Raw genomic sequence first — 25,068 nt, 5'->3', positions numbered from 1 at the left:
CTAATTTTTTTTGAATTAATTATGCGAAAAAAAGGTAATAAGCCAGCAACGTGAGGCCCGCTAATGCAACTATTATTGCTATAGGTTTTGAATAACGGGGCCATGAAAACCCTTTTGGCCCACGAATTCTCATATTTTTGTAAGTCTCCCACAATTCTCCCAGAAAGAATGCTCCAAAATTAGCCACAAGATTAAAACGTTCGGCACTACTCTGAGCATTAATAGGGTGCAATGTCCTGAGCAATTTAACGAGTTCCTCTTTGGACAATTTGAGGACTCCGGCACCGACAACCGGTCCATTGATATCACTCCCTTCATGCAGCTGGACGTTTAATGTGGTGGTGTCCTCCCAGAGGTCGAAGCCCGGATCATCCCGCACCTCTTTTTTCCCAGCCAGGTAGTACGGCTTCCCCTCGTGCTCAAATTCCATTTCATAGATCATCCACTTTATATCGGTCTCCGGGTCTTTGTGTTCTACAAACAGGTTGAATACGCCGGTTTTGGCCGGCAGAAAATCATCGAACGGGGCAAAATTTATATGGCCTGCCATGGTGCCGCTGTGCCTTGCATCCTGCATAAATTCTCGCAGGTCATGAATGTAGATGGAACCGTTTAGCGAAAGGCGGCTGTTTTGCTCTTCCCCCTTGCAAGCTCCCTCCTCAGGGTCGTTAGCATCAAGGCTAAACCAGCCCTCCATCTTTTCGCGAAAAGCGATGCCTGGCTCGGGATCTTTCATGCGCGTGGCGGCCGGGGTAAAGGCAATGCCTTCTTGGTCATAATCCGCCAGGTAACGTGAGGTGTCAGCATAGCCCATGCTTACCAGGGTAGAGGCATCAATTCGATTGAAAAAGAAATCAGGATCCAGGGGAAGCGGATATTCCGGCTTAATAACATGGAGCTTGATCGGCTGCGTCTGTCCATAGGGAGAATCTCCCCGTTTAATGCGTTCATTTATTTCATAAATGCGATCAAATTCCTCAAACAACACCCCGTTGGCACTCATCTCGATCATATGCACATATTGGTCGAAAAAGCCGTCTTTATACACCCCGTGATTCCCGATGCACCACACCAGCCAAATTTCTTCGGCACCCCGTTTAACTGCTTCCATAAGGTTTGCGTCTTTGATCCAAACCGAATCGATGTACTCATTGCCCTGGTACTCCACGGCCGGCATAAAAATGGGCAGCGATATCCCCGCGACCAGCAGTTCCAGGGCAGCTTCCGTATGAGGAATTGCTTCGTTGGTCTTGTTGGTATAGTTGCATACGTTAAATGTACCCTCCATTCCTTTCGCAGCACGAATTTTATCCACGTTGATACCCAGATGGGGAAAGACATTGTTGATGATGCTGTCGGCATCTCCCATCCCTTTCGTTTTGTGGAGGCGCAAATATTCCTCGAACGGCAGCATGGATACGAATTTCTTGACATCAAGCGTCCGCCAGCGATCTCCCATCTCCTCCGGGGTGAGCCCGGAAAGCAGCATCGCCAGGTTCATGGTCCCCCCGGAAGTGCCATCCGCATGGTGGAAGTAAAGTCCTTCTTCCAGCAACGCCCGGATTACGCCCGCCTGGTAGGCTACTCGCATGCCGCCACCGGCCAGCACCAAAGAGCGTTTGGGACCGCTGTAACGTTCAGGAGGAGTTCCGGCAACCGTGTGTTCTGGTGAATTCATAATCCAGGTTGTTTGTCAGGTTAACATCATTTGTTAATTGCATACCAGTGCATCATAATTAGCACGCCCGATAATAGGTCGAAACCTGCTACCCCGAGTGCAAGCCATGATAACAGTCCGCGACCCACGGCCAGGCTTACGGCCACCGCAGCTCCAAATTTTTGTAAGCCACACCAGAGCACGGCCACCGGCAGCTTTCGGTCGCCACTGAGGGCATGAAGCAGGAGTCCACCAAACATCACCATAAACATGCCTATGATGCCAAAAAAGTGCAGCGTGGAGCCGGTAATCTCCCCACCGATCATGCCAAGAACAAAGTCGGGCACAAACATTTGAACCAGCCCGCTGATAATGGTGAGAACAGCGATTATTTTTAGAATAATTTTCAGATAATTGCGATAGACCATGGATTCCAGGATTAGTTAGTTTTTATTTACTAGCTACTGTTGCTTTGGACTTTTTGTTGAAGTACAGGTAGATGACGATCACCCCGATAAATTCAAATACCAGGAAGAAATAGAATAATAGTGACGGTGAGCCCTCATCCACCAGGGACACCACCCGGGCAAGTACTCCCGCAAGCATGATGGCTAGGAACAACCGGTTGTACTTTTGGATAGAGAATATTTCTTTTCTAAATGTGATTGCGAAGAGCCCATAGCCGAATTCCATAGCCCGCAAAAAGCGGTATTGGCTCAACATGTTGGTTCGAGTATATTCTGATAGCGTGCCGGTGTCCAGGTTGAATAGCATCTGGTGATCAAAATCGGCTCCCAGGAACGCGCCCCAGAATCCGGCAATAAGCACCAGGCCGATGTAGCAGTAGAAGAAAAAATAGGCTGCGAATTTCATGTCGGGATAAAATTCCATGTTCCTATTACCATTATCGGTCTTCTTTGAAATCGATTAGGAAATAGAGCAGCATGCATAGCCATTCAAACGTCCAGATGGAGACCCGTACAACGTTCAGACGCATCCATTTGCTTAACACCTCCTGCAGTTGAGCCATCTGGCTAATACCTTCCGACATTTGCTCGTTATAGGGAAAAATGTAGGTCATGGTCAGTAGCGTTGCTACAATTACTCCAGCAAGGACGCCAATCGGGAACCATTTTTTCACCGATTTCCAGTGTTCTATGATCATGATAATCGCTGATACCATCATTACCATCGTCATGATCGTAAAGAAGTCGGTGGCCCGGGTCACCTGGGGTACAAACTGGTCATAGTAGGTGTCGGGAGTGAGACCTTCGGCCGAGGGGAACTGGAAAAATACGAGTGACCATCCCGTACCGAAATACATCGATACACAAGCGAACAAAATGCCCTTGTTAATCTTTAATAATAGTTTCTTCATACCTGCTCCTGTTTGGATTAGCGAATAGTTAAATTCTGTATCGTTCGTAATCTGTTTCTGACGGTGGTTCAAGCCATTCTTCGTCAAGGCCCAGGTTAACTACGCTCTCCAGCCCCTCAGGCATTTTTTCGGGCGGTTCATCATGGATTAAAAACCAGGTTTCCATATGGTCATCCAGGATCCCGTTTGCTTCAGGGATAAACATGGTGAGGAGTGCGTCGCCGTCAATTTCGAGCTCGCGCAGGGGCGCCGTTTTGGGATGGTCCCCGATATACAGCCGCGCATTGGCGTTGCCGAAAAGGTTCATACCTGCTTTCCCTTTAAAATAGATGTAAGAGGCCATCAGCATATTGCGGAACTGGCAGTAGTTGGTGGCACCCACGTTGATCGGAATCCAGGTCCTCGAAGGACGGTCAATTTCAATGCGCATAGCGAATTGCTCATCCTTTTCATACTGGCTGCTGACGATTTCATCCGTCACTTCATAGTCCAGCTTAGCCTGGTGCTTCGGCATCCCCCAGATTCCTTTTCCGCCCTTCACCGAAATTTCAGAACTCACCGGCAGGTCAATCACATACTGCCCGGTTCCGTAGTGCCCCATAAACAGGCCGGGAAGCATTCGGGGCGCCGGTTTTCGTCCATGGGTGCACGCAATAGCAATACTGAACTCGATGTACTTGCCAATACTGGTTTCCAGGTAGTTGATCACGGTGATCAGCAGCAGCCCTTTGCCATTCCAGAGCCGAAAGGGATGGAGCTCATTCCCCGGGAGAAATTTTTTAGCTTTGTCTGCATTGATCTGGAAACCCGCGAAGAGGGCCGGTGAATCCACGCAGCTAATCGGCATCACATAGGGGATGCCGTCGACAAGCGCATGTTGTCCCTCGTATCGTTTGATTCGTTTCGGTACTCCCATAAATCGATCCTCGTTTTCTTGTGTTATTTTTCGAGTTCTTCCGCAATCAGTGGGAAAAGGTCGTGAGCCGCATTTTTCCCCATAAAGACATCCAGGTGACTGTATTCGGGCAGCAGGTGCAGGGTGTGTCGGCCGGGCTCCAGTTTGTCAAAATATTCATGAGTGCGAATCTGGCTTTCGGGCAGGAAACAAAGGTTCTTCTCCCCCGAAAAGAATGAGAAGCGGGCCTCGGTTTTTGGAGGCGTTGAGACATAGTCATCCAGCAGTTGTTTATCCTTTTGAAACGACACCAGGTGGCCTTGTTTTATACATTTTTTGATGTGGTTGAAGAAGCGGATCGGTACCTCCGCAAATTCCTGGCGCAGCCACTCGTGGGTGGCGTCGTTTAAATTTTCATGCCTCCAGAGGGCGGGGAAGCCACTGCCATACGTGAAGCTGACCTCTTTGCAGACGCCGTTATCACACTCGTGATGGGTCGCTTCCACCAGGGCGTGAATGATTTTGGGAAATACTCCTTCTGCTTCATTCCCCCATTGTGGATTCAGGTATCGCGTACCGAGCGCGACCAGGGGGAGGGCAACGTTTAGCTTAAAGCGGGAGAAATCGGGTACTACCGGGTGGAGCGACACGGCGTTACTGACCACGGTTTTGACTTGGGGTACGAGTCCCGCCACGGCCGACATCATGAAGCTGGTGGAGCCCTGGCAATGGATAACCGCTTTTATTTCGTCATACCCGGTCTCTTCCACCACTTTTTCCACCGCTTTGGGATGATCATGTTTTGCGGCTTGATCCAGGTCCCATTCGTTCGGCCCGATATCGATACTGGCACGCCAGTTTTCCAACCACACGTCGTAGCCCTGTTGCACCATGAAATCGACAAAGTTTGTCTCTACGGGCGCCCTGAAAATGTTGCCGCGCACTCCAGCACCATGGACCACCAGGACCGGACCCTTGGGAGGGCGTTCTTCTGCTTTCACATTCACAAGATTACACTGCAGATCATCACCCGCTTTAAACGGAATTGTTTGTTCTATGTAGTTTGATTTCATGGTATACCTCCTTTCAGATATACACATCGACTATATTTTCAGAGAAAAATTTCAGGAATTTGCCTTGATATTTGAGTTTGTCAAGATTCCGGGAAACGCCGCTGACTTCAACGGTGCCGATCTGTTTGCGAAAGTCATCCGGCTTGATTTTGAGCATCCCTTTACCCAGTACCGGGGCACTGTCGTCTTCACCTTTGTGAACCGTAATAAAAAGCGTTGTTGTATCTTCCCAGATATCAAAACCGGGATCGTCATGAATTTTTTTGTGCCCCTCGAAGTAATATGATTGGCCCTCTTCCGATCTCAGTTTCATCCGGTACCGCATATACCGTATGTTATCATCTTCGGGATCTTTAACAAAGAGATTGAACGTTCCTTCGGAAACGCTAAGATCATCATCGGAAAGGGCGGGAGCCTGAACCGTGCCAAACATTTCGGCCTCGTGTTGTGGGTCATGGAGCATCTTTTCCAGGTCGTTGGAGCGAATGGTGAGTACAAAAGCAAAAGTGGAATCCTTGGCTTCGCCCTTCTCATACCCTTGCTGGTAGGTTTTTACATTCCGAGCAAAATAGCCACTCATCCGTTCCGTGAATTGGATGCCGGGTGTATTAATATCTGGAGTTTTTTCTTTTACTTTGCCCTTCAGGCTATAGTCGATCTCCCACCCGTGGTCCCTCGCCATGTATACACAATTGCGTTCGGTCAGGGCCGATATCGTCAGCAGGGGATTAACGCCAAGCGTTCGCGGGACGATGGAGCCATCACTGATGTAAAGCCCCTTGTGTACATCGCTGCCACTGTCTCCCGCAAAAACCTGTCCTTTGTGGTTGACCACTCCACGCTCGGCATCATTGCCCATAATACAACCACCGAGAGGATGCACGGTAGTCAGCCGATGTTTAAAAAGTTTATTCCAGGTCGGATTCTTGATATAGGTCCCGCCGAGAAGGTCCGTCACTTTCCGCAGATTGTCACTTACTTTTTGGAAGATACTCTGGTGTCCCACATCATCCCAGTCTATGCGAATGCGCCCATCTTTCAGGAAGAGTTTTCCCTGCCCGTCATCATGGGTCATCACCAGGTAGGTCATCGTGTGCTCGGCAGCCCCGCGATAGGCGCCCCCAAAAAGTGATACAATCCGTCGCCACAACTCGCGCATGAAATCACGGAAACCACTGTCGGTGTCATCGCCGGTAAACTTGGAGGCAAAGGACAGGAGGGAGGGTACAAAAGCGGAGAGTGCCCCCGGAATCACGCCTTCTTCAATCACCATACCGTTGGTATTTTTCCCCTCAGTATACTGTTCATCCCGCAGATCAATAATACCCGTAATACACGGACCAACCAGGTCTTCAGGATCTGGCTCTTTGTGGCCCATCCCGATCGCATTGGCTCGCACATCGTTATTATACCCGAATCCCAAAAAATCACCATTCCCGGTAAACCGCTTGCCCAGCATATCGGAGAGCGGTAGCCCTTCCTTTTTTGAGCGAAGCATGATTTGGCCCGTTCCAAGCGTTCCGGCAGCCAGGATCACAATATCCGCCGTAACGAAGCTGGTCTGGTCACCAAACTTTTCCTGCCCGGTGTTCATCGTTTTATAGCGTACCACCCACTTTTCCCCCTGCCGTTCCACACGGTCGACGGCGGCCTCGGTAAAGATTTCAGCACCGTGTCGTTTGGCATCGGGCAGGTAATTCATCAACGTTGTATTTTTTGCGGAATAGTTACAGCCCGTAACGCAGTCCCCACAACCGGTACACGCTTTTTGCTCTACACCGGCGTTATTTTTCCCATCTTCGAATGTCACATTGATTGGAGGACGATAAAATGGTTCTCCTTCCCACTGGGTGGCCGACAGCTCCATCGATTTGAGCTTTGCCGGAGTCGGCCATTCTTCGGGGTAGGGAACCGGTTGAAGCATCTCCCTGGCGAGTCCCACACATTCTGCCAGCGTTTTTCGGTCGTTGCGCAGCGGCTCCGGCCACTCGTCTTCGTCCAACACCCATTCCTCGGGCGGGAGCGAAACGTTGGCATTCACCAGTGAGGTGCCACCAAGGCCACAACCCTGGAACACGTTGATATCCTCATTGAAACGAAAGTCGTAGAGCCCGGTCTCGGACCCGATGTGATTACCCTCGATATCCATCTGCATCTCTTTGTGAGCTTCGGTCTCCTTGTCGGGATACTCTCCCGGATGAATTTCGCGGCCTTTCTCCAGCAGGCACACCGAGCGCCCGGCCCGCACCATCCGGGAGGCACTGATGCTGCCTCCATACCCTGAGCCAACAACGACAACTTCATAATGCTCTTTAATTTGCTCTATTGGTGATGACAACCGTTCCATATCGATCTCCGTTATTTATTTTGAAGGTATGGTGATAGGGTTCTCGATCAGCCCGTATTCCAGGTCATCTCCCGATTGCGGGATAAACCATGGGTCTTCTCCTTCTTTAATTGCTTTGGCTTTCACCCAATGCTTGTACACGGTCGGGATTTTAACCGGATAGATTTTGAGTCCATTCTGGTCCAGGTACAGGCGGACAAAATTCTTATAGTTCTCGCCTCGAAAAGATGAAAAGGCTTCGGTTTCGTGAGTTCGCAACAGCAGTGTAACCACAGTCAGGTAGAGGCCCATAGCAAAACCACTGAAGAGCCAGCCACAAAGGGCCAGTAATGCTGCACTCAGCAGGATGCCGGCCAAGCTGTTTATGGACAAGCCGATCTCACCAAAAACGACGAATGACGTAAGCCAAACTGCCGAAAGCAATAGTATAACCTGCACAAATCCATGAATGGCTCCTGCGATCCATGAAGAGAGGGGCTTTTTTCGGTTCGTATCGGCAAAACCGAGGATGCCCAGAAACAGAAATGCCAGGAACAGTACCAGGCCGGGGCTACCCCCCAAAAGCTCTCCAAGAGTACTTATTGTTAGTCCCATGTCACTCAGACCAAATCCTGAGAGTAGCTGCAAAACGGACTCTGAGCCGGTGGCTCCATCCATTTTGCGAGCTCCCATGAACCACCCGAAGAGCAGGTATACAAAACCAAACAATGCTCCAAATCGAAAGTTGATAAAGGGGAATTTTAAATTGTTGAGTGCCATTCGCCGCGACTCTTTTCCATCCGGAAACGCCTGGCTTTTCTCATATTTCCCCTCCTCTAATTGAAGGGCGTCGGGAACCTGGTGGGTTGGGTGGGTGAATGCACCGCCCCCACCTGCCGTAATTTTCCAGTCAGGATCTTCCTTGTCCATATTTTTGAAACTGGTATAGTGATGCATGTCCCCGGTAAGCATCAGGCGGAAATCCAGCTTGTTGTCCGCTTTTTCAGTATAACGTTCGGTGAAAAATTGCAGATTTTTGTAGGGCTTGTCATCGGGTTGATACTGCTGGTAAACCCAAACTGGTTCGGAGGTGCACAAGATAACGCGGTCACCCGCCGAGGCTTGCTTGCACATCTGGTCAAAATAGTCGATTTGCGGCTTGTCCACATCGGAACTGAGTTGAATGTCAATGCCCCAGAGCCACCAGTTATGCGGCAATTTTGCGGCAAAGTAACTTCGTGTCTGCCGGGTCTTCCACCCGCCGATCCACCGCTGTTGACAAAAGAGCTTGAGGAAACTCGAAAGTCCGTCGTACCAGTCGTGATTTCCCGGGATGGCAAAAAGGGTCGGGGGATCGTCCTTCTCATCCACCCGCGACAGAGATGACGTGTAGGGTGCCACCAGTCGATTTTTGTATTCCTGGGCTGTTGCTGTGGGGTACACTTCATCACCCCCCATTACCAAAATGTTGCCCCGCTTCAGGTCATGATGTTCTCCAGCTGAATCAGCAACCGTTAAATTACGGCGTCCCAACAGGTAGGCGACGCTGTACGTGGAGTCCCACCCCGAACCAAGATCAGATACGTAATCGATCCAAAGCTCACTGCGATCAGAAAAATCAAACGGTTTCTGTGCCTCTTGGTTCCGCGACAGGGCAGCCTGAAGCTCCCGTTTATCAGCATAGTTTCCAAAGACGGCAGAGATAACTGCCCGCAATCCCGTTGTGGCCAGTTGGCTTGGGCTATACCAGTCGACCATCCGTTGTTGCTCAAATTGCAACAGTTTTTTTATACGCTCGTTTTCAATGTTTGGACTTGACTCATTCATAGAAGTGACAGCTGTTCGTTTTATTTTCAAGGATGTGTAAAGAATTGATACCCCTAGACCCGCTCAGTGACACGGGGAATATTTCAACCGTGTTTGAGAGAATAGAAATAGTAGATGGCTTGATAGAATCAATTTTTACGTCAATCACAGATAATCACCCCATGCGGTTTTATACGTTCCATCCCTGTTGGTTAGTCTTACTTATTTTGAACTAATTGCAACGCTTTGAATGTCACATCAGGATCTGGCAACAATCTATCCAGGTTCCAGACGATTTTTACTCTCAGCTAATAACTCTCTACAATAATAGACCGTTGCCAAAGCCATTCCTTACAAATTTTTTTAAATTTCTTTTCAGACATGAGATTTGTGGAATGAAGTTGTTACAATTTTAAAAATTGACGATTAAAATCCTATTATTTTTTAAGGTAAGTTATTGTTTTGTAATAATTTAATAGGATAATTTTGAGCGGAGTATAGTTTAGTCGTCAGAAAATTATCTGGAAAACCAGAGAGGCGAAAAATGTTACCCATTCATTAAGTCGAGCAGGTAATCGATCTGTTTTTGTTCGACATCAAGGATGTTTTTTTGGGATGTTTTTACTTTTATCTGGCGAAGGTACCCCTTTTCTGTACCGCTGTCTTTGTTTTTTTCCTCTTCAATAAGCTCAGCCCACAGGCGGTGAAAACGGGCAGCCTGTTGCGCTCCCTGGTAGGGATCCGGATTGATACATTCGCGGGAAGCCAGGAACGCCGGTGCGTTAGCAGACCCATGTTGCAGGCCAACGGTGTCAGTGGCTATCGCTGTTCCCTCGGTCTCTTGATATAGTTGCTCGAGCTGCTCTTGGTCTGCTTTCCCGTAGATCGACTTTTCAGCCAGGTCAAGCATCTTGGCCTGTATCGGTTTCAATTTCTGATTGGTTTTGTGGGCACACCAGATTGCAAATTTCTTCAACTTTTCTATCTCTCCGTTCTCTTTAAAGTAGGAAAGAATAGAGGTCACACGGTCTTCTTTTTGGTCAATTTTTTCACCGGTTTCACCGTCAATGACGATAATTTTATGACTCTCCTCGTCATAAACATATATGTAGTCACGTGTTTTGGAGGTCATAGCTAGTAGGTTTTAAGTGAAGATGCTTACCAAGTTATTCTATTGTAATACAAATTAATAAAGCATTTGTCTACAGTAAATAGAAAAGCTTGCATTTCAGTGCTTTTAAAATCATACTTCGAGAGCATTTGCTGATTCTAATCAAACTTCTACTCTATGAATGATGTTCGGGATGGAAAGGTTTCAAAATGGGCGCTATTTTCTTGGGCACTTTATGATTGGGCTAACAGTGCTTTTTTTGCAGTAATTCAGACATTTGTCTTTGCTACCTATTTTGTCTCCTCCATAGCAGAGAACGATGCATCGGGGAGCGCGTACTGGGGAAACACAATTGGAGCCGCTGGGCTGGTTATCGCTGTTTTGGGACCCGTTCTCGGTTCTATTGCCGATCAAACCGGACGTCGAAAACCCTGGATTTTTGGATTCAGTCTGCTCTGTATCCTGGCAACAGGACTTCTCTGGTTTGTGGAGCCCTCCAATAATTTCCTGCTGCTTGCCCTGGTGCTTATCTTTTTGGGTACAGTGGGCTCTGAGGCAGCAATCATTTTTTACAACGCAATGCTTCCTACGCTTGTAGAAAATGAGCGTATGGGGCGTTGGTCAGGCTGGGCCTGGGGATTAGGGTACGCTGGTGGATTGGTATGCCTCGTCGTCTCCCTTTTTCTCTTCATCCAGGTGGATGTACCTCCTTTTGGTTTGGACCCCAGCCAGGCGGAAGGAGTGCGGGCTACTTTTGTATTGGTGGCAGTATGGTACCTGTTGTTTTCAATCCCCCTTTTTACTTCAACGCCAGACCTGGAGCACAGATCGGTCGGAATGCGCAAAGCGGTTCGCAACGGGTGGAAGCAGCTCAAGACCTCGATTAAAAATGTGCAACAGTACAAGCCAATTGTGCGATTCCTGGTGGCTCGTATGATCTTTATCGATGCACTTGCCACGGTGTTCGCCTTTGGCGGCATCTATGCGGCGGGGACCTTTGACATGACTGAGCGTGATGTGCTGATATTCGGCATAGGGTTGAACCTGACGGCGGGTCTGGGGGCAGCCCTCTTCGCCTGGATCGATGACTGGCTAGGGAGTAAAAAGACGATTTTGTACGCACTGGCAGGGCTCATTTTGACAACTTCAATGGTGCTGCTGGTCAGGGCCGAGTTGTGGTTTTGGGTATTCGGTCTGCTGCTCGGCGTGTTCGTTGGACCTGTGCAAGCCGCCAGCAGGACATATATGGGACGGATAGCCCCGGAAAATTTGCGCAATCAAATGTTCGGTCTTTTCGCGCTTTCCGGCAAAGTAACAGCGTTTGTGGGACCCATTTTGGTGGGATGGCTCTCATATTTGGCCGGAAGCCAGCGAATCGGCATGAGTATTATCGTCCTGTTTTTTATAATCGGGATGGTATTAATGCTTGGCGTTCCAGAGGTGACACCCACCAAAACATTAGAAAGTGAAAATAATGCATGAATTATCAATTAAAGTCATAAATTAGCCGGTATATATTTCAACGGCTACCCGTTGAACAAACACAATAGAGCGTATCCTCTGAACTATAAAATTAATTGGAGAAAAACATGAGTAGATTTGATGATATAAAAAACCTTATTAACGGCATCGAAGGAGATATGACTAAGTTCTATTCCAAAGGGAATAAAGCAGCCGGAACCCGTGCACGTAAAGGTCTGCAAGAGGTAAAAAAAATAGCACAGGATATCCGACTGGAAATCCAGGATATAAAAAATCGTTCATAGTCGATTCTTTTTTCATTTATTATAAGCCACACCAGAGCCGTGTGGCTTTTTTTTGTTTATGCCTTTGAGACTCGTGCATCTAGCGAAAGGCTTAAATCAAGAAATTTTGTATCCGGGAAAAGTCAGTAAAAGAAAATATTTGGGATTACGTTTTCATCTGTGAAAGATTATGTGAATACTTACACCGACAGTTTTTTAAACGAATAACTCGTAATTTCAGTCACAATTAACTCCCAGGGCATTATTGAAGATAGCATTGTGAGATCCGAACCAGAGCATCGTTTACCCGAAACTGCAATAAAGGCCTGGCGCCTGAGCGGCATCATATGGGCGGTGGTCCTCTGGTTTATAACTGCAATTTTGGTGTTACTTACTCTGCAGGGAGGTGGACCGCCGTGGTGGACAGATGCGCTTGTCGGGGTCCTGGCGCTAACTATTTCCATACTTGCTACTACCGTTATGCCGAGCCTTCGCTGGAAGCGGTGGCGCTACCAGATCGATGAGCACGAAGTGGACCTGCGGCGCGGTATTTTTATTATACAGCGTACCCTGATCCCGGTAAAGCGCGTGCAGCACGTCGATACCCGGCAGGGGCCCATCTTGCGTAAGTACGGCCTGTCAAGCGTTGCGATTACGACCGCGGCCACCACACACGAAATTCCTGCTCTCGATGACGAGACCGCAGATGAAGTGCGCAATCAAATTTCTAACTTTGCCCGGCTAGCCGAAGAAGATGTTTGAATCCCGTCGACAACATCCTGTCGCAGCGATCACGAAGGTGCTCGAGATCATACGGGGCAACTTTATCACCATCCTGCTTATCCTGTTTGTCGGAGGTGGTGGCGACAGCGAAACACTGATCAATGTTACCTGGATCCTGGGTACCATCGTGGTATTGCTGGTTTGGGGAATACTCTCGTGGCTTCGGTTTTCTTACCGAATCGAGGAAGATCAGCTCGTGATTGAACAGGGCGTGCTGATGCGGCAAAAGCTGTACATCTCGAAGGATCGCATCCAGGTTATTGATATTACCTCCGGCATCGTGCAGCGTTTGTTTGGATTGGTGGAGGTACAGGTAAAGACTGCCGGAAGCAGTTCCAAGGAAGCTAAAATCAGTGCCGTTACCCAGGAAGTAGCAAAAGAGCTGAGAGAAAAACTGCGCAAGGAAAACGGCAAGCCCGTTGCCGAGGAAGAAGATGAAGAACAACCGACCAAGGTTTACAGGCTTGGAGCTAAAGACCTGGTGATTGCAGCCAGCACTTCTGGCCGACTGGGGGTGGCGCTCTCCATTGTCGGTACGGTATTTTCACAAGTGGACCAGGTGGTTTCTGAGGAGCAGATGGTACGCTACCTGGAGTCCGTCATTCCCACAACCGCCAGTACGACGCTGATCGTCAGTTCTATCATCTTTATCCTGGTGGTTTCCTGGATTCTGTCTTTTCTGGGCACCGTCATCACCTACGGCAATTTTGCCGTTCGGTTGAAGGAGGATGAGCTTATCATTTCTCACGGAATATTTGAGAGAAAGCAGTTGACAATCCCATACAATCGGGTGCAGGCGATACAGGTGAAGGAGGAGCTGATGCGTCAGCCGCTGGGCTATGTCACGCTGAAACTGGATAGTGCCGGTTATGGCGATGAGGGAGGCAAGTCCGTGACACTGTTCCCGCTTTTACCCAGGAAAAAGGTGACCGAATTTATTGAAAGCGTTCTCCCGGAATATGCCGAACAGAGCTATACATTACGTCCGCCACAAAAATCATTGCGGCGCTATATTTTCCGGTCAGTCCTGACGTCACTCTTGATTATTGTACCCCTTTGGCTGTTGCTGCCGTTTGGTTACTATCCAATGGGGCTTGTCCTTTTGGCCGTGCTATTGGGATATATGCAGTACAAAGATGCGGCGATAGGGGCCAACGAAAACACCATGATCCTGCGGTACAGGTTGCTCAGCCGTAATACGGTTATCCTAAAGCGCTACCGGGTACAAACGGTAAGCACCAGCGCTAATCCCTTCCAAAACAGGAGACAGCTTGCCGATTTTACCGTGACCGTAGCTTCTGGTAGTGAAGGACACCAGTTTACCGTTCGCGACCTCGATGCAGATCAAGTACATCAGCTGTGGCAATGGCCCTCTGTGCACACGGATTCCCGGGCGATACCGAAAGAGGAAACCCCGGCTACGCTTCCTGCCTTTTAGTTGTGGATTGACTATATATATAAAGTGAGTCTTAAACAAATTGGCTAACTGCCCTATGTTAACCCACTCACCTACAGTAGTCGGGACAGGCTCCTAATAATTAGTAAGGAGAGGAACGTTTTCACTAAATTGATTGCCAATCAACGCGTCTCTTCCCCTAATCCCTTAGAGGAAGAACAAAGCTTGTCCCGAACACTTTCGGGGAGGGGGGCACTAAAAAGAGGCAAAACATAGGGCAAAAACCCATATTCTAAAGTTACGAACGAAACATCAGGCTCCGTTATCCGAACCTACATGAGGTTGTGATAGATCCAGAGTGTGGAAGCGCCGTAGATGACGTGAACGACCAGCAATTCTACAGAAACACCGACCCCCCAGAGGTGTCCAAACATGCCGGGATCGCTCATCGCCTTTCCTTCCCCAATGTGTGGATGTTCTGAGGCAAGAATTCCAATCATGGCACCGATAAAGATAGCATGTGATACCCCGTACATGATACCCGCTGGCCAATTGGGGATAACAGCCATGGCGATCAGCGAGAATACATAGAAAATGCTCCAGAACGCCCCCAGTAACAGGTGAAGAATTATGCCAACAGTATAGGCTTTACTCCGCTTTTCAATCGGTACGAACCGGGTACCGAGCAGCCATGGAATATCGAGGTTAAAACCAGCTGCTTTGAATATATAGATGAAGATAGCCATGATTGCTGCTCCCGCTATACCAGCTAAAGCAGCCTGGAGTATATTTAGTGTCATCTTGATCCCCTCCCGTTTATTGATGTTGATGCAAATGTCACCAAACCATACACAAACTCATACCAATCAATTTGTTCTCTCCTGCAGGGGTATGGTCAACCTGTACCGGGTTTGTCGAAGCCTGATCCTAGGCAGATTCTTCGTAGGAAAGCTTCACATCAAACGTAATATCCCGGTCGTCGTGCAGTGCTATATGTGCTTCACTGTCAATATTGGGTACACTCAGGTTGGATACCTCACAATTGCATTCTTCCCCAATGTATTCGCTAACCTTCTCCGAAATAAAAGATTCCAATTGATCCTTCGAAATGGTCTTGAGTTTATTACTCATAATAACCCTGTTTTATTCCAGATCTGTATTCAATATAACTAAAACATTAATACGATGGGATATGTTCAGCGGGCACATCTTTATGTTTGCCGAAAAGTTTCAAAGTGCGATAATGAGATCGGACCGCTTTGAGGAACGATTCATTGTAGTTGTAGGGTACTCCATATTCTTCGGCAACTTCGCGTACAATTTTGCTCACTTCCGGGTAGTGCACACTGCATATTTTGGGAAAAAGATGGTGTTCAATCTGGTAGTTTAATCCGCCAATATACCAGGATAGCAATTTGTTTTCGTGGGCAAAATTGGCGGTCGTCTCCATCTGGTGTATCATCCAGGCATTTTCGATGTTACCCTCTTTATTTTGTTCCGGGTGATCGGTTCCCTCCACTACATGAGCCAGCTGGAAAATGATGCCAAGGATAACACCGGCCGTAAAGTGTACGACCAGGAACCCGATCGCCAGTTGCCACCAGGTGATCGGCAGTATCAGGTAGGGGATGACCAGCATGTAGCTGTAATAGAGCAGTTTTGTTACAATAAGGATGATCCATTCAGAAACAGGATGTGTCTTATTTTCATATGGACCGAGGTCGGGTTTCAGGAAATACCAGTAGTCTTTAACAAAAACCCAGAACAGGGTGGCAAAGCTGTAGGCGAAAAAGGCAAGGATATGCTGAAAGCGGTGAATCGGTTTGTGTTCGGCATTGGGAGAGAGCCTGATAAATTCAGCTACTTCCAGGTCCTCATCATGTTCATAGATATTGGTATAGGTATGGTGAATTACATTGTGGGTAATTTTCCAGATGTATCCGTTGGCGCCCATCAGGTCGAAGCTGAGGCCGAGTATTTTGTTGACCCACTTGTTGGAGGAATAGGCCCCGTGGAGGGCATCATGTGAGATAGAAAATCCGATGCCCGCCATTCCGACTCCCATCACCAGGCAGTAGGCCAACATCTGAAGCGGCGAGAACCACCCCGTCAGGATGAGCCCGTACGCCCCGAAATAGACCGTCAGCAAGATGATGGTTTTGGCCACCATGCCAGCATCTGCATTTTTAGAGAGGTCGTTTTTTTCGAAGTATTCGTTAACTCGCTTTTTAAGGTCTCTGGCGAAACCTCTGCCTTTACCTTTTTCAAAAGAAACTCTGGTTACACCCATTCAATACTCATCAGCCGTTATTAAAGATTACTGTAAGTGTTAATAAAGGCATAAAAGAGACAAAATAAAATTTCAGAAGATCATTTTTATTTTGGAAAGCTTTCAGTCTCTTTCTTTTTGATGGTCCCAGAACGGGGTTTAAAACCCTGCATTTTCAGTGCAAACGTTAGAGTTTCAAAAATACTATAGCGAGCGAGTTTACCTGTTTTTTGAGGCGAGTATAGCTGGTCGTATTGTACTAGTACGAAATTCCCCCTTCGAAGGGGGAAATGAATTCGGCTCTAGACGAAGAAAAGGGGGATGTGCTGCTCTCCCCACGGGCTGCAAGCGTCTGGCTGTGGCAGTAGCCTTTTGTATAGCTGTCGGGAAATAGGTTGCCCATACAGTTTTATGGTGAAACTGTTTCAATATTGGCTACATCCCCCTGGCCCGCTTCGAAGGGGGAATATTTCTTACATGGCTCACATCATTCCTGGAAGGGGCCAGGGGATGCCCTGCACCACAACGAATAGTTGACAACGTCCTTGAAGGTACTCCAATTGTAGATGACAAATCAGCTTTCTCGTAGAAAAGGAGGTAATGTTTGGAAAGGAGAAGGATTTTCAGTCCTAACCCAAACCCCCGTAATTCCAGTGCAGGGAGCATTCAGGCACAAGGGGATATGCGTTGATTCTATTTCAGTTCAACATCAACGTCGTCGTTACCAGATCCTTGAGTCAAGCTTAGGACTAAACGTCCAGGATGACTGAGTGGTATTTCCCAACGACGTAACGCGTTAATGGTAATAAATGATATTAGCCCAACGCTACATCCAGCAGCATCATGATACTGAACCCAAGCATAGTGCCCATCGTTGCGATATCCGTATTGCCAGAGAGTTGAGACTCTGGAATCAGCTCCTCAATGACTACATAAATCATGGCACCCGCCGCAAATGCCAGGGCATAGGGGAGGATAGGTTTGACCAACAAAACGGCGGCTGCCCCGATAACACAAGACACCGGTTCTACAAAACCCGACAGTTGGCCGTACCAAAAACTTTTCCTGACCGATACGCCCTCTCGTCTCAGTGGAACAGAAACAGCAGTGCCTTCCGGGAAGTTTTGGATGCCGATTCCGATAGCCAGAGCAATAGCCGCCCCAACGGTGGCCCCGCCGGCAGCTTCAATTCCTGAAGCAGCTGCACCAAACAGAACACCGATGGCCAATCCTTCCGGGATATTGTGAATTGTGATAGCCAATACCAGCAGAATCGCTCGTCGCCAGGATGTTTGTACCCCTTCCGCCTCCTCCATCGGGAAACCGATATGCAGGTGGGGGATGTAAGCATCACAAATCCGTAAAAAAACGCCGCCGGCAAGAAAACCAATGACCGCCGGCAGCCACGATATAACCCCTTGTGCAATCGACATTTCGATGGCAGGGGAAAGCAGCGACCAAAAACTTGCAGCGATCATGACGCCGGCAGCAAAACCGAGCATCGCATCAAGCACTTTTTGATTGATAGTGCGAAAGAAAAACACCAGTGCTGCGCCCAGTGCGGTTAAACCCCAGGTAAAAAGTCCGCCCATGAGACTCTGGTAAATTGGGCCTATTGAGAGAAACCACTCTTGTAATTCAATAAAGTCTAGCATCGGTATCTGTTGTTCTGATTAAATGAATGGAAAGAATAAGAAAAGGTTACTAGAAATAAAAAAAATATTAGCCTTAGCTAAAAAGTCTTCAGGTCCCTGATTCTTCTGGGGATATAAGGGGCTTTCGCCGGTTGAAGTTTTAATTGTTTAATGTCTGATGCAGAATACAAAATGAATCGCATATCATGAGTTACACATTACGTATCGCTCATTACTTATCATCCCTGTAATTTTACCTTCATCTTACTTACCTTTCGTGCTTTCAATACAGCAATCTTAGGCAAGTGGTCAGATATTTAAAAGAACCTACAGCAACAGGAATTTGTTACCACTCTTACCAAACTTTTTTTATCCAAAAAACAGCAGTTGAATGAGTATCAATTTTGATAAAGAGCGGTTTTGGCACCGCCATATCGGTCCCGACGATGAACAAGTCAAGGAGATGCTAACCGCAATAGGGGCAGAGTCCCTCGATCAGCTTATGGATGAGACGGTCCCCGCCGACATCCGGCTGACGAAGCAACTTGAGCTGGATGAGCCGATGAGTGAATACCGCTTTCTTGAGCAGTTCCGGGCGTTGGCCTCCAAAAATGAAATTTACAAGTCCTTCATCGGCATGGGGTATTACGAGACCCTGACCCCGAATGTGATCCAGCGCAATGTACTTGAAAATCCCGGCTGGTATACCTCATATACGCCCTACCAGGCGGAGATTGCGCAAGGCCGGCTTGAAGCGCTGATCAATTTCCAGACCATGGTTTCCGATCTTACCGGCCTTGAACTGGCGAACGCCTCGCTGCTGGATGAGGGAACTGCCGCCGCAGAGGCGATGTCGATGCTCTACTCCTCCCGGCGTGGGAACAAGCGAAAGCAGGCGGACAAGTTTTTTGTTTCGGAGCTGTGCCATCCGCAGACCATTGACGTGCTGAAAGGGCGGGCAGAGCCACAGGATATTAAATTGGTAATCGGCGATCACAATGATATTGACATCTCGGATCCGGAGCTGTTTGGCATGCTGCTGCAGTATCCCGCCACCAATGGTGAAATCTATGATTACAGCGACCTTATTGCCGCAGCCCATGAGCACGAAGTGAAGACCGTTGTGGCTTCTGACCTCCTAAGTCTTACAATGTTGACGCCGCCCGGTGAGATGGGGGCGGATGTAGCGGTAGGCACCACTCAGCGTTTCGGCATCCCGATGGGCTACGGAGGGCCCCACGCCGCCTACTTTGCCACGCTCGAGAAATACCAGCGCAAAGTACCGGGACGTATTATCGGGGTGACCCAGGATGCCGAAGGCAACCCCGCCTACCGGATGGCCCTGCAGACGAGGGAGCAGCATATCCGGCGCGAGAAGGCGACTTCCAACATCTGTACGGCACAGGTATTGCTGGCGGTGATGGCCGGTTTCTATGCCGTATATCACGGGCCCGAAGGACTCCGCCGCATAGCAGAGCGGATTCATGGCTTTACCAAGATCGCTCACAAGGCGCTGGAAAAGCTTGGTTTTACCATTGAGAACGATCACTATTTCGATACGCTGAAAGTCTGCATGTCACTGGAGCAGCAGCAGTCGATACAGATACAGGCCCTGAAACAGCAGGTGAATTTCCGTTACTATGATGACGGCTGCATCGGCCTTTCGTTTGACGAGGTTAAGGACCTGGATGACGTGGCCCAGGTGCTGGATATCTTTGCCAAGGCCACCGGCGGTGACGTCGAGGCAGATCTGGATGGGCTGGCCGAACAGGTAGAGGTCAACTATCCCGAAGCTTTACTCCGGACGAGCTCCTATCTGGAACACCCGGTGTTCAACCTGTACCACTCCGAGCACGAGATGCTCCGATACCTGAAGAAGCTGGAGAACAAGGATCTTTCGCTGGTACACTCCATGATCTCGCTCGGCTCATGCACCATGAAGCTCAATGCCACGGCAGAAATGATTCCCCTGAGCTGGCCGAAGTTTGCCAAGCTGCACCCGTTTGCCCCGGAAGACCAGGCGGAGGGCTACCACCTGCTGTTCAAGAAGTTGAAGAAGCAGCTGAAGCAGATTACCGGTCTGGATGCCGTTTCACTGCAACCCAATTCCGGGGCCCAGGGTGAATACGCAGGACTGATGACGATCCGGGCCTATCACCGCAACAGGGGGGAGGAGCACCGCAACGTGACGATTGTGCCCGATTCCGCACACGGAACGAACCCGGCCAGCGCCGTCATGGCGGGCATGGAGGTGGTGGTGACGAAGTGTGACGAACACGGTAACATCGATCTTGATGACCTGTGCGAGAAGGTGGAGGCAAACAAAGAGAAACTGGCTGCCCTGATGGTCACGTATCCCTCGACGCACGGGGTGTTTGAAGAGGATATCAAAGCGATCTGCAGCCTGATCCACGAAAACGGCGGACTGGTCTACCTGGACGGTGCCAACATGAACGCCCAGGTGGGACTGACGAGTCCTGCCGAGATCGGGGCCGACGTCTGCCACCTGAATCTCCACAAAACATTCTGCATTCCGCACGGCGGCGGCGGACCCGGCATGGGCCCCATCGCCGTTGCTGACCACCTGGCGCCCTTCCTGCCGACCAACGCCGTGGTGCCTTCCGGAGGGTTGGAAGCAATTCACGGGATATCGGCAGCACCGTGGGGCAGTGCCAGCATCCTCACGATCTCCTACGCATACATCAAGCTGATGGGCGCCGATGGACTGAAGCGGGCAACACAGGTGGCGATCCTCAACTCCAACTACCTGAAAGAGCGCCTGAAGGATCACTACCCGGTGCTGTATACCGGCAAAAGTGGCCGCACGGCCCACGAGTTTATCGTCGATCTGCGCCCGTTCAAACAGTCGGCGGGCATCGATTCGGTGGATGTGGCCAAGCGCCTGATGGACTACGGCTTCCATGCGCCCACGATGTCGTTCCCCGTGCCCGGCACGCTGATGATTGAGCCGACCGAGAGTGAAACGAAAGAGGAGCTGGACCGGTTCTGCGAGGCGATGATTTCGATCCGCGAAGAGATTCGTGAAGTAGAAGAAGGTCGTGCCGACAAGGAACAGAACTTGCTGCGCAATGCTCCCCATACAATGCGTGTGGCCCTAAACAACACCTGGGACCGTTCCTACGACCGGGAGCGTGCCGTATTCCCACTCGATTACCTGCGGTTTGACAAGTTCTGGCCGGCCGTAAGCCGCGTAGATGATGCCTATGGCGACCGCAACCTGATGTGTAGCTGCGTGCCCCTGGAGGCTTACTCCGAGGGACAAGAACCCGCGGCCGTCGAATGAATTTCCGGCCACAGATTTGCACCGATTGGATTGGATAGGCTGCTGGTGAAAGTAATCTGTTGCCACTATTTGCGCGGGAATGAATTACCGCGCTAGTGATGGTTTTCTAGCACGCCAACTCCCTCGCAACGGATCAATCATTTCTCAGTCATCCCGCACTGCGATGCGGGATCTCGTAAGGAACAAAAGCGTTGTTCATAAACCAGGATATCATCAACGACTTCATGAGAGAAAAAGTCCAGGCTCGGGGGTGTAATTCTCTCACAACGGGTGAAAAATTGTTGAGGTGCTGAACTGTTGATTAAAGGTCGTAAGGTCCAACGTCCAAGGTTGAAAGTTGAAGGTTGAAGGTTGTATGTTGAATATTGGTCCCCCTGAATTCAACATTCATAATTTATCATTCAACATTCCCTTCCCTCCGCCCTAACGTAAATTTCGCTGGAAAAGAGAACGGAGCCGCAGCGTTAAGAAACCATTTTTGTCTGAGATCCGCGTTTTTCAGCGGATTGAGTTTAAATGGTTTTAGCGGAGTGGAGTGAACGCAGCGACAATTTACTACAGGCGGTGATTTTTTTGATTCGTTTTTTTATCACTAAAAAAATGAATTATAGAGGAAACAGGCTCCTTAATTGTAGCCTGTTGGCTTCAATACGGCTACTTATGCGTGATAGACCCCTCAATATTGATATCCCCGAGCAGCGTGCGGTTCACCGGGCAGCGGTTGGAGATCTCCAACAACCGGTCGATCTGCTCCTGGCTAAGGTCGCCCTCCACGATAAGCTCTTTCTCAATAAAGTCGATTCGGCTTTTGGGATCGTCGCAGTTTTCGCAGTCCTCGTCGTGGCGCTTGTTATGGCGGAGCTCCACATATAGATCCTCCACCGGCCACTCCTTGTGCCGGGCATACATCTTCACCGTCATGAGGGTGCACGACCCCAGCGCCATCAGCAGGTAGTCGTAGGGATCGGGGCCTTTGTCCTTGCCGCCCTTCACTGATTCCGGTTCGTCGCCCATCAGCTCGTGCTTCCCCGCGTTCAAGGTAACAGTATAGGTTTCTTCGTCAGGTAGGTAGCCGTGTACAATCTTCTTTTTGTTGTTGTCTTCTGCCATAGATTTTTTTCTTATTGATCAAGGTAATTGAGTAAAAGGATAAGAATCCTAATTGATATTTCCGAGTTTGCTACTTTTGGCTGAGTCGAAAGTCAGAAGGTCTAAGGTCGAAGGTCCGAAAGTACGGGTTGTAAGGTTACAGGCATGATTCAAATTCTAGCCTATGGTAAAGTGTTGAGTGAATTTTTAGCCAGTACCTTGTCGAACAGAAATGCTTCGGTTTTCCAGGGTGCTATTTCTTATTCCTAATGTTGAACAATTCTTAATTCAACAGTAACAATTCAAAATTTAAGAATCCTTGTGATTTATGACTTAGGCAGTCATTTCCAGGTTTAGAAAAATTTGTAACACTCCGGGGATGCCATTTCTCTTAACTATTAACGTTGGCTTTTAAAAGAGAAGCTATCCCAATTAAAATTAGCTATTAAAAAAAGAGAAGAGATGCAGATTCATCTTATTCATCACAGTAAAATTGAGGGTGCAAGCTTATCATTATTTCTAAGAAATATGGGGTTTCAAGTAAACGTAATAAGCAAAACAGCTTTTTTACAAAGGGGGGAAGGTAGTAATGAACTGGTTCTGCTCTTAGATGCTAATTATTTGGCGGTTTTGGATAAAAGCGAAATAAAAAATATTTGTAAAACCTACGAGAGTATAGCAGTAATAGGATATTTGAAACAGATGTATCTGTTTTTTGAATTGTTAGAAAATCAGGCAGGCTATATTTGTAGAAATGAAGAAGTAAAAGGGTTTTTGAAGACTATAAAGGGCTTGAATGGCAATGAATATTCATTGAGTCCAAGCATTTTAAAGTTTATCTGTAAATCTAGAATTCTTCAACAAGAACAACTGCTTCAACACGGATTGGCAAAGTATCTGACAAAAACAGAGTTGAAGATTATGAAAGAAGTCATGGAGGGTAGAAAAGCAAAAGAGATCGCTGAAATTTGGAATCGGAGTATTCATACTATTTATAACCATCGGAAAAATGTAATGAGGAAACTAAAACTAGATGGGATTTTTCGACTTAATAAATTTTGCTACAACAAGAGGGATGCAATTTTAACTCTACTCTCTCTCTATCAAAACCATCAACTTTTCCAGAAGCTAAATTTAAAATAACTAAAGCTAGCTATTTACATTAACACACCTTCTATTTTGCTTGTAAATGCTGAAAAAAAAATGGTCACTTAATAAAATTTACCTGAGAGAAGGAAACGCTTCAAAAGTGGTGGCCTTATTAAAATCTTGAAAGAGAGTGTCTTTTATGAAAACTATTCATATGAGTGGGATACAAAGTTTTGATTTAGATAAGAACATTTCATAAAAAAATTAAGAGTTGATTATAGACGATGGATAGGCAACTTTTTCCAGATGAAATCGTAAAAAATTCAGCTGAAGCTAATTTCAAGAAACACTCTGTCAAGACTAAAATTATATACAGTTCTACCGTACTCTTTATCCTTGCCGCTTTATCCTCATTACCGCTGATATATGTAGATGTGAGTGTCAGAAGTCAAGGGGTTATCAAACCTATAACAGAACGAAACAAGTTAACGTCTTTGGTGTCGGGGAAGATAAGAAACCTTTATATCGGTGAAGATGACTCGGTAGGGAAGGGAGATAAGCTTGCCGAAATTGCTGCTCCCCTGATCGAAGAAAAATTGCTTTTTAATAGGCGAAGGCAGATTAAAGTAAAAAAGTATTTAAATGATTTATCTCAATTAAGTGATTTTGATTCCACCAAAGTATATAAATCGTATAATCTTCTAACACCGAAATACAACCATTCATTTTTACAATTTACACAACAGGTACGAGACGCTTTTCAGGAGATAAATAACATCAGGGAAAAGTTTAATCGGGATAAAAAGTTGTATCAACGCAAAGTTCTCAGTGAGGCAAAATTTGAACAGATCAGTTTTAATCTGCAGTCAGCCCGTAATGATTTGCAGTTACTGATTGAAAGACAGCGTAATGAATGGCAGGCAGATCAAATTAAATACCAAGATGAACTACAACAATTACAATCAGAAGCTGAGCAACTCAAAAAAGAGCAAAGCCAACATCTCATAAAAGCGCCCATTTCGGGGACTATACAGAATATGCAGGGCATTTATGAAGGTAGTTTTGTTTCACCAAATCAAGTATTGGCTGAAATATCACCAGATACAGGATTGATTGCAGAATGTTATGTGAAGCCAAAGGATATTGGGTTACTTAAAGAAGGGATGGAGGCACGCTTTCAAATATCAGCCTATGATTTTAATCAATGGGGCATCATTACTGGAGAGATAAGCGAAATTTCGAACGACGTAACAGTATTAAATAACCAATCAGTATTTATTGTTAAAAGCAGGCTTGATAAAACATATCTGGAGTTGGAGAGTGGATATCGGGGAAGCCTGAAAAAAGGAATGACAATGCAAGCCAGGTTTACCGTTACGCGTCGGAGTCTCTTTCAGTTGTTGTATGAAAATGTTAATGACTGGCTAAATCCAAATTGGAATCAAAAGGGACAGACAGAGGAGAAGCAACAAGCTTCCTTGTGAATCAAGGATAATATCTGATAAATATTTAG

Annotated in this window: 21 protein-coding genes; 7 read left to right on the top strand and 14 right to left on the bottom strand. The window is 47.7% G+C overall.

Going from position 1 to position 25,068, the window contains the following annotated elements:
- Positions 1–19: 19 nt before the first annotated feature.
- The 9 genes from NC796_RS00595 to NC796_RS00555 all read right to left on the bottom strand — a co-directional run bounded on the left by NC796_RS00595 (position 20) and on the right by NC796_RS00555 (position 10,267).
- Positions 20–1,678, bottom strand: coding sequence for a patatin-like phospholipase family protein (locus NC796_RS00595; RefSeq protein ID WP_310681203.1), 1,659 nt, complete (start codon positions 1,676–1,678; stop codon positions 20–22).
- A 26-nt stretch (positions 1,679–1,704) separates the two neighbouring features.
- Positions 1,705–2,085 (bottom strand): hypothetical protein, encoded by a 381-nt coding sequence (locus NC796_RS00590; protein ID WP_310681202.1) that lies wholly within the window; start codon positions 2,083–2,085, stop codon positions 1,705–1,707.
- 22 nt (positions 2,086–2,107) lie between these two features.
- Complete coding sequence (locus NC796_RS00585; protein WP_310681201.1) at positions 2,108–2,548, bottom strand: DUF4345 family protein; 441 nt, start codon at positions 2,546–2,548, stop codon at positions 2,108–2,110.
- A 13-nt stretch (positions 2,549–2,561) separates the two neighbouring features.
- Entirely contained in the window at positions 2,562–3,035 is a 474-nt protein-coding gene (locus NC796_RS00580) for an anthrone oxygenase family protein (RefSeq protein WP_310681200.1), read from the bottom strand.
- A gap of 28 nt (positions 3,036–3,063) precedes the next feature.
- Complete coding sequence (locus NC796_RS00575) at positions 3,064–3,951, bottom strand: acetoacetate decarboxylase family protein (protein WP_310681199.1); 888 nt, start codon at positions 3,949–3,951, stop codon at positions 3,064–3,066.
- A 23-nt stretch (positions 3,952–3,974) separates the two neighbouring features.
- Positions 3,975–5,003, bottom strand: coding sequence for a hypothetical protein (locus NC796_RS00570; protein WP_310681198.1), 1,029 nt, complete (start codon positions 5,001–5,003; stop codon positions 3,975–3,977).
- Positions 5,004–5,016: 13 nt separating this feature from the next.
- On the bottom strand, positions 5,017–7,350 hold the full coding sequence (locus tag NC796_RS00565; RefSeq protein ID WP_310681197.1) for a GMC family oxidoreductase N-terminal domain-containing protein: 2,334 nt from the start codon (positions 7,348–7,350) through the stop codon (positions 5,017–5,019).
- Positions 7,351–7,365: 15 nt separating this feature from the next.
- Positions 7,366–9,156, bottom strand: a complete 1,791-nt coding sequence (locus NC796_RS00560) for a metallophosphoesterase (protein WP_310681196.1) — start codon at positions 9,154–9,156, stop codon at positions 7,366–7,368.
- A gap of 526 nt (positions 9,157–9,682) precedes the next feature.
- On the bottom strand, positions 9,683–10,267 hold the full coding sequence (locus NC796_RS00555) for a hypothetical protein (protein ID WP_310681195.1): 585 nt from the start codon (positions 10,265–10,267) through the stop codon (positions 9,683–9,685).
- A 156-nt stretch (positions 10,268–10,423) separates the two neighbouring features.
- Between NC796_RS00555 and NC796_RS00550 the strand changes: the two genes are divergently transcribed.
- The 4 genes from NC796_RS00550 to NC796_RS00535 all read left to right on the top strand — a co-directional run bounded on the left by NC796_RS00550 (position 10,424) and on the right by NC796_RS00535 (position 14,212).
- Positions 10,424–11,728 carry an MFS transporter gene (locus tag NC796_RS00550; protein ID WP_310681194.1) on the top strand — a complete coding sequence of 435 codons (1,305 nt, stop codon included), beginning with the start codon at positions 10,424–10,426 and terminating at the stop codon, positions 11,726–11,728.
- A gap of 107 nt (positions 11,729–11,835) precedes the next feature.
- Positions 11,836–12,012 carry a histone H1 gene (locus NC796_RS00545; protein ID WP_310681193.1) on the top strand — a complete coding sequence of 59 codons (177 nt, stop codon included), beginning with the start codon at positions 11,836–11,838 and terminating at the stop codon, positions 12,010–12,012.
- A 258-nt stretch (positions 12,013–12,270) separates the two neighbouring features.
- Positions 12,271–12,753, top strand: a complete 483-nt coding sequence (locus NC796_RS00540) for a PH domain-containing protein (RefSeq protein WP_310681192.1) — start codon at positions 12,271–12,273, stop codon at positions 12,751–12,753.
- A complete protein-coding gene (locus NC796_RS00535; protein WP_310681191.1) occupies positions 12,746–14,212 on the top strand; it encodes a PH domain-containing protein in 1,467 nt (488 codons plus the stop codon). Before NC796_RS00540 ends, NC796_RS00535 begins: the two co-directional genes overlap by 8 nt.
- Positions 14,213–14,502: 290 nt before the next feature.
- On the opposite strand, the gene NC796_RS00530 is transcribed toward NC796_RS00535, so the two are convergent.
- The 4 genes from NC796_RS00530 to NC796_RS00515 form a co-directional block, all read right to left on the bottom strand.
- Positions 14,503–14,970 (bottom strand): hypothetical protein, encoded by a 468-nt coding sequence (locus NC796_RS00530; protein WP_310681190.1) that lies wholly within the window; start codon positions 14,968–14,970, stop codon positions 14,503–14,505.
- 127 nt (positions 14,971–15,097) lie between these two features.
- Positions 15,098–15,301 (bottom strand): hypothetical protein, encoded by a 204-nt coding sequence (locus tag NC796_RS00525; protein WP_310681189.1) that lies wholly within the window; start codon positions 15,299–15,301, stop codon positions 15,098–15,100.
- 46 nt (positions 15,302–15,347) lie between these two features.
- Entirely contained in the window at positions 15,348–16,460 is a 1,113-nt protein-coding gene (locus NC796_RS00520) for an acyl-CoA desaturase (protein ID WP_310681188.1), read from the bottom strand.
- Positions 16,461–17,254: 794 nt separating this feature from the next.
- Entirely contained in the window at positions 17,255–18,094 is an 840-nt protein-coding gene (locus NC796_RS00515) for a ZIP family metal transporter (protein WP_310681187.1), read from the bottom strand.
- Between the two features lie 370 nt (positions 18,095–18,464).
- Here NC796_RS00515 and gcvP point away from each other — a divergent pair, with 370 nt between their 5' ends.
- Positions 18,465–21,377, top strand: coding sequence for an aminomethyl-transferring glycine dehydrogenase (gcvP, locus tag NC796_RS00510; RefSeq protein WP_310681186.1), 2,913 nt, complete (start codon positions 18,465–18,467; stop codon positions 21,375–21,377).
- Between the two features lie 654 nt (positions 21,378–22,031).
- Here the strand turns inward: gcvP and NC796_RS00505 are convergent.
- Positions 22,032–22,487 (bottom strand): OsmC family protein, encoded by a 456-nt coding sequence (locus NC796_RS00505; RefSeq protein WP_310681185.1) that lies wholly within the window; start codon positions 22,485–22,487, stop codon positions 22,032–22,034.
- A 441-nt stretch (positions 22,488–22,928) separates the two neighbouring features.
- Between NC796_RS00505 and NC796_RS00500 the strand changes: the two genes are divergently transcribed.
- Together NC796_RS00500 and NC796_RS00495 are read left to right on the top strand one after the other, a co-directional pair.
- A complete protein-coding gene (locus NC796_RS00500; RefSeq protein ID WP_310681184.1) occupies positions 22,929–23,609 on the top strand; it encodes a LuxR C-terminal-related transcriptional regulator in 681 nt (226 codons plus the stop codon).
- A gap of 230 nt (positions 23,610–23,839) precedes the next feature.
- A complete protein-coding gene (locus tag NC796_RS00495) occupies positions 23,840–25,039 on the top strand; it encodes an HlyD family efflux transporter periplasmic adaptor subunit (protein ID WP_310681183.1) in 1,200 nt (399 codons plus the stop codon).
- Positions 25,040–25,068: the final 29 nt, after the last annotated feature.

Source organism: Aliifodinibius sp. S!AR15-10 (assembly GCF_031569985.1).
Taxonomy (GTDB): Bacteria; Bacteroidota; Rhodothermia; order Balneolales; family Balneolaceae; genus JAMQKA01.
The sequence above is the reverse complement of the archived record's forward strand: the minus strand, read 5'-3'. Positions and strand labels throughout refer to the sequence as shown.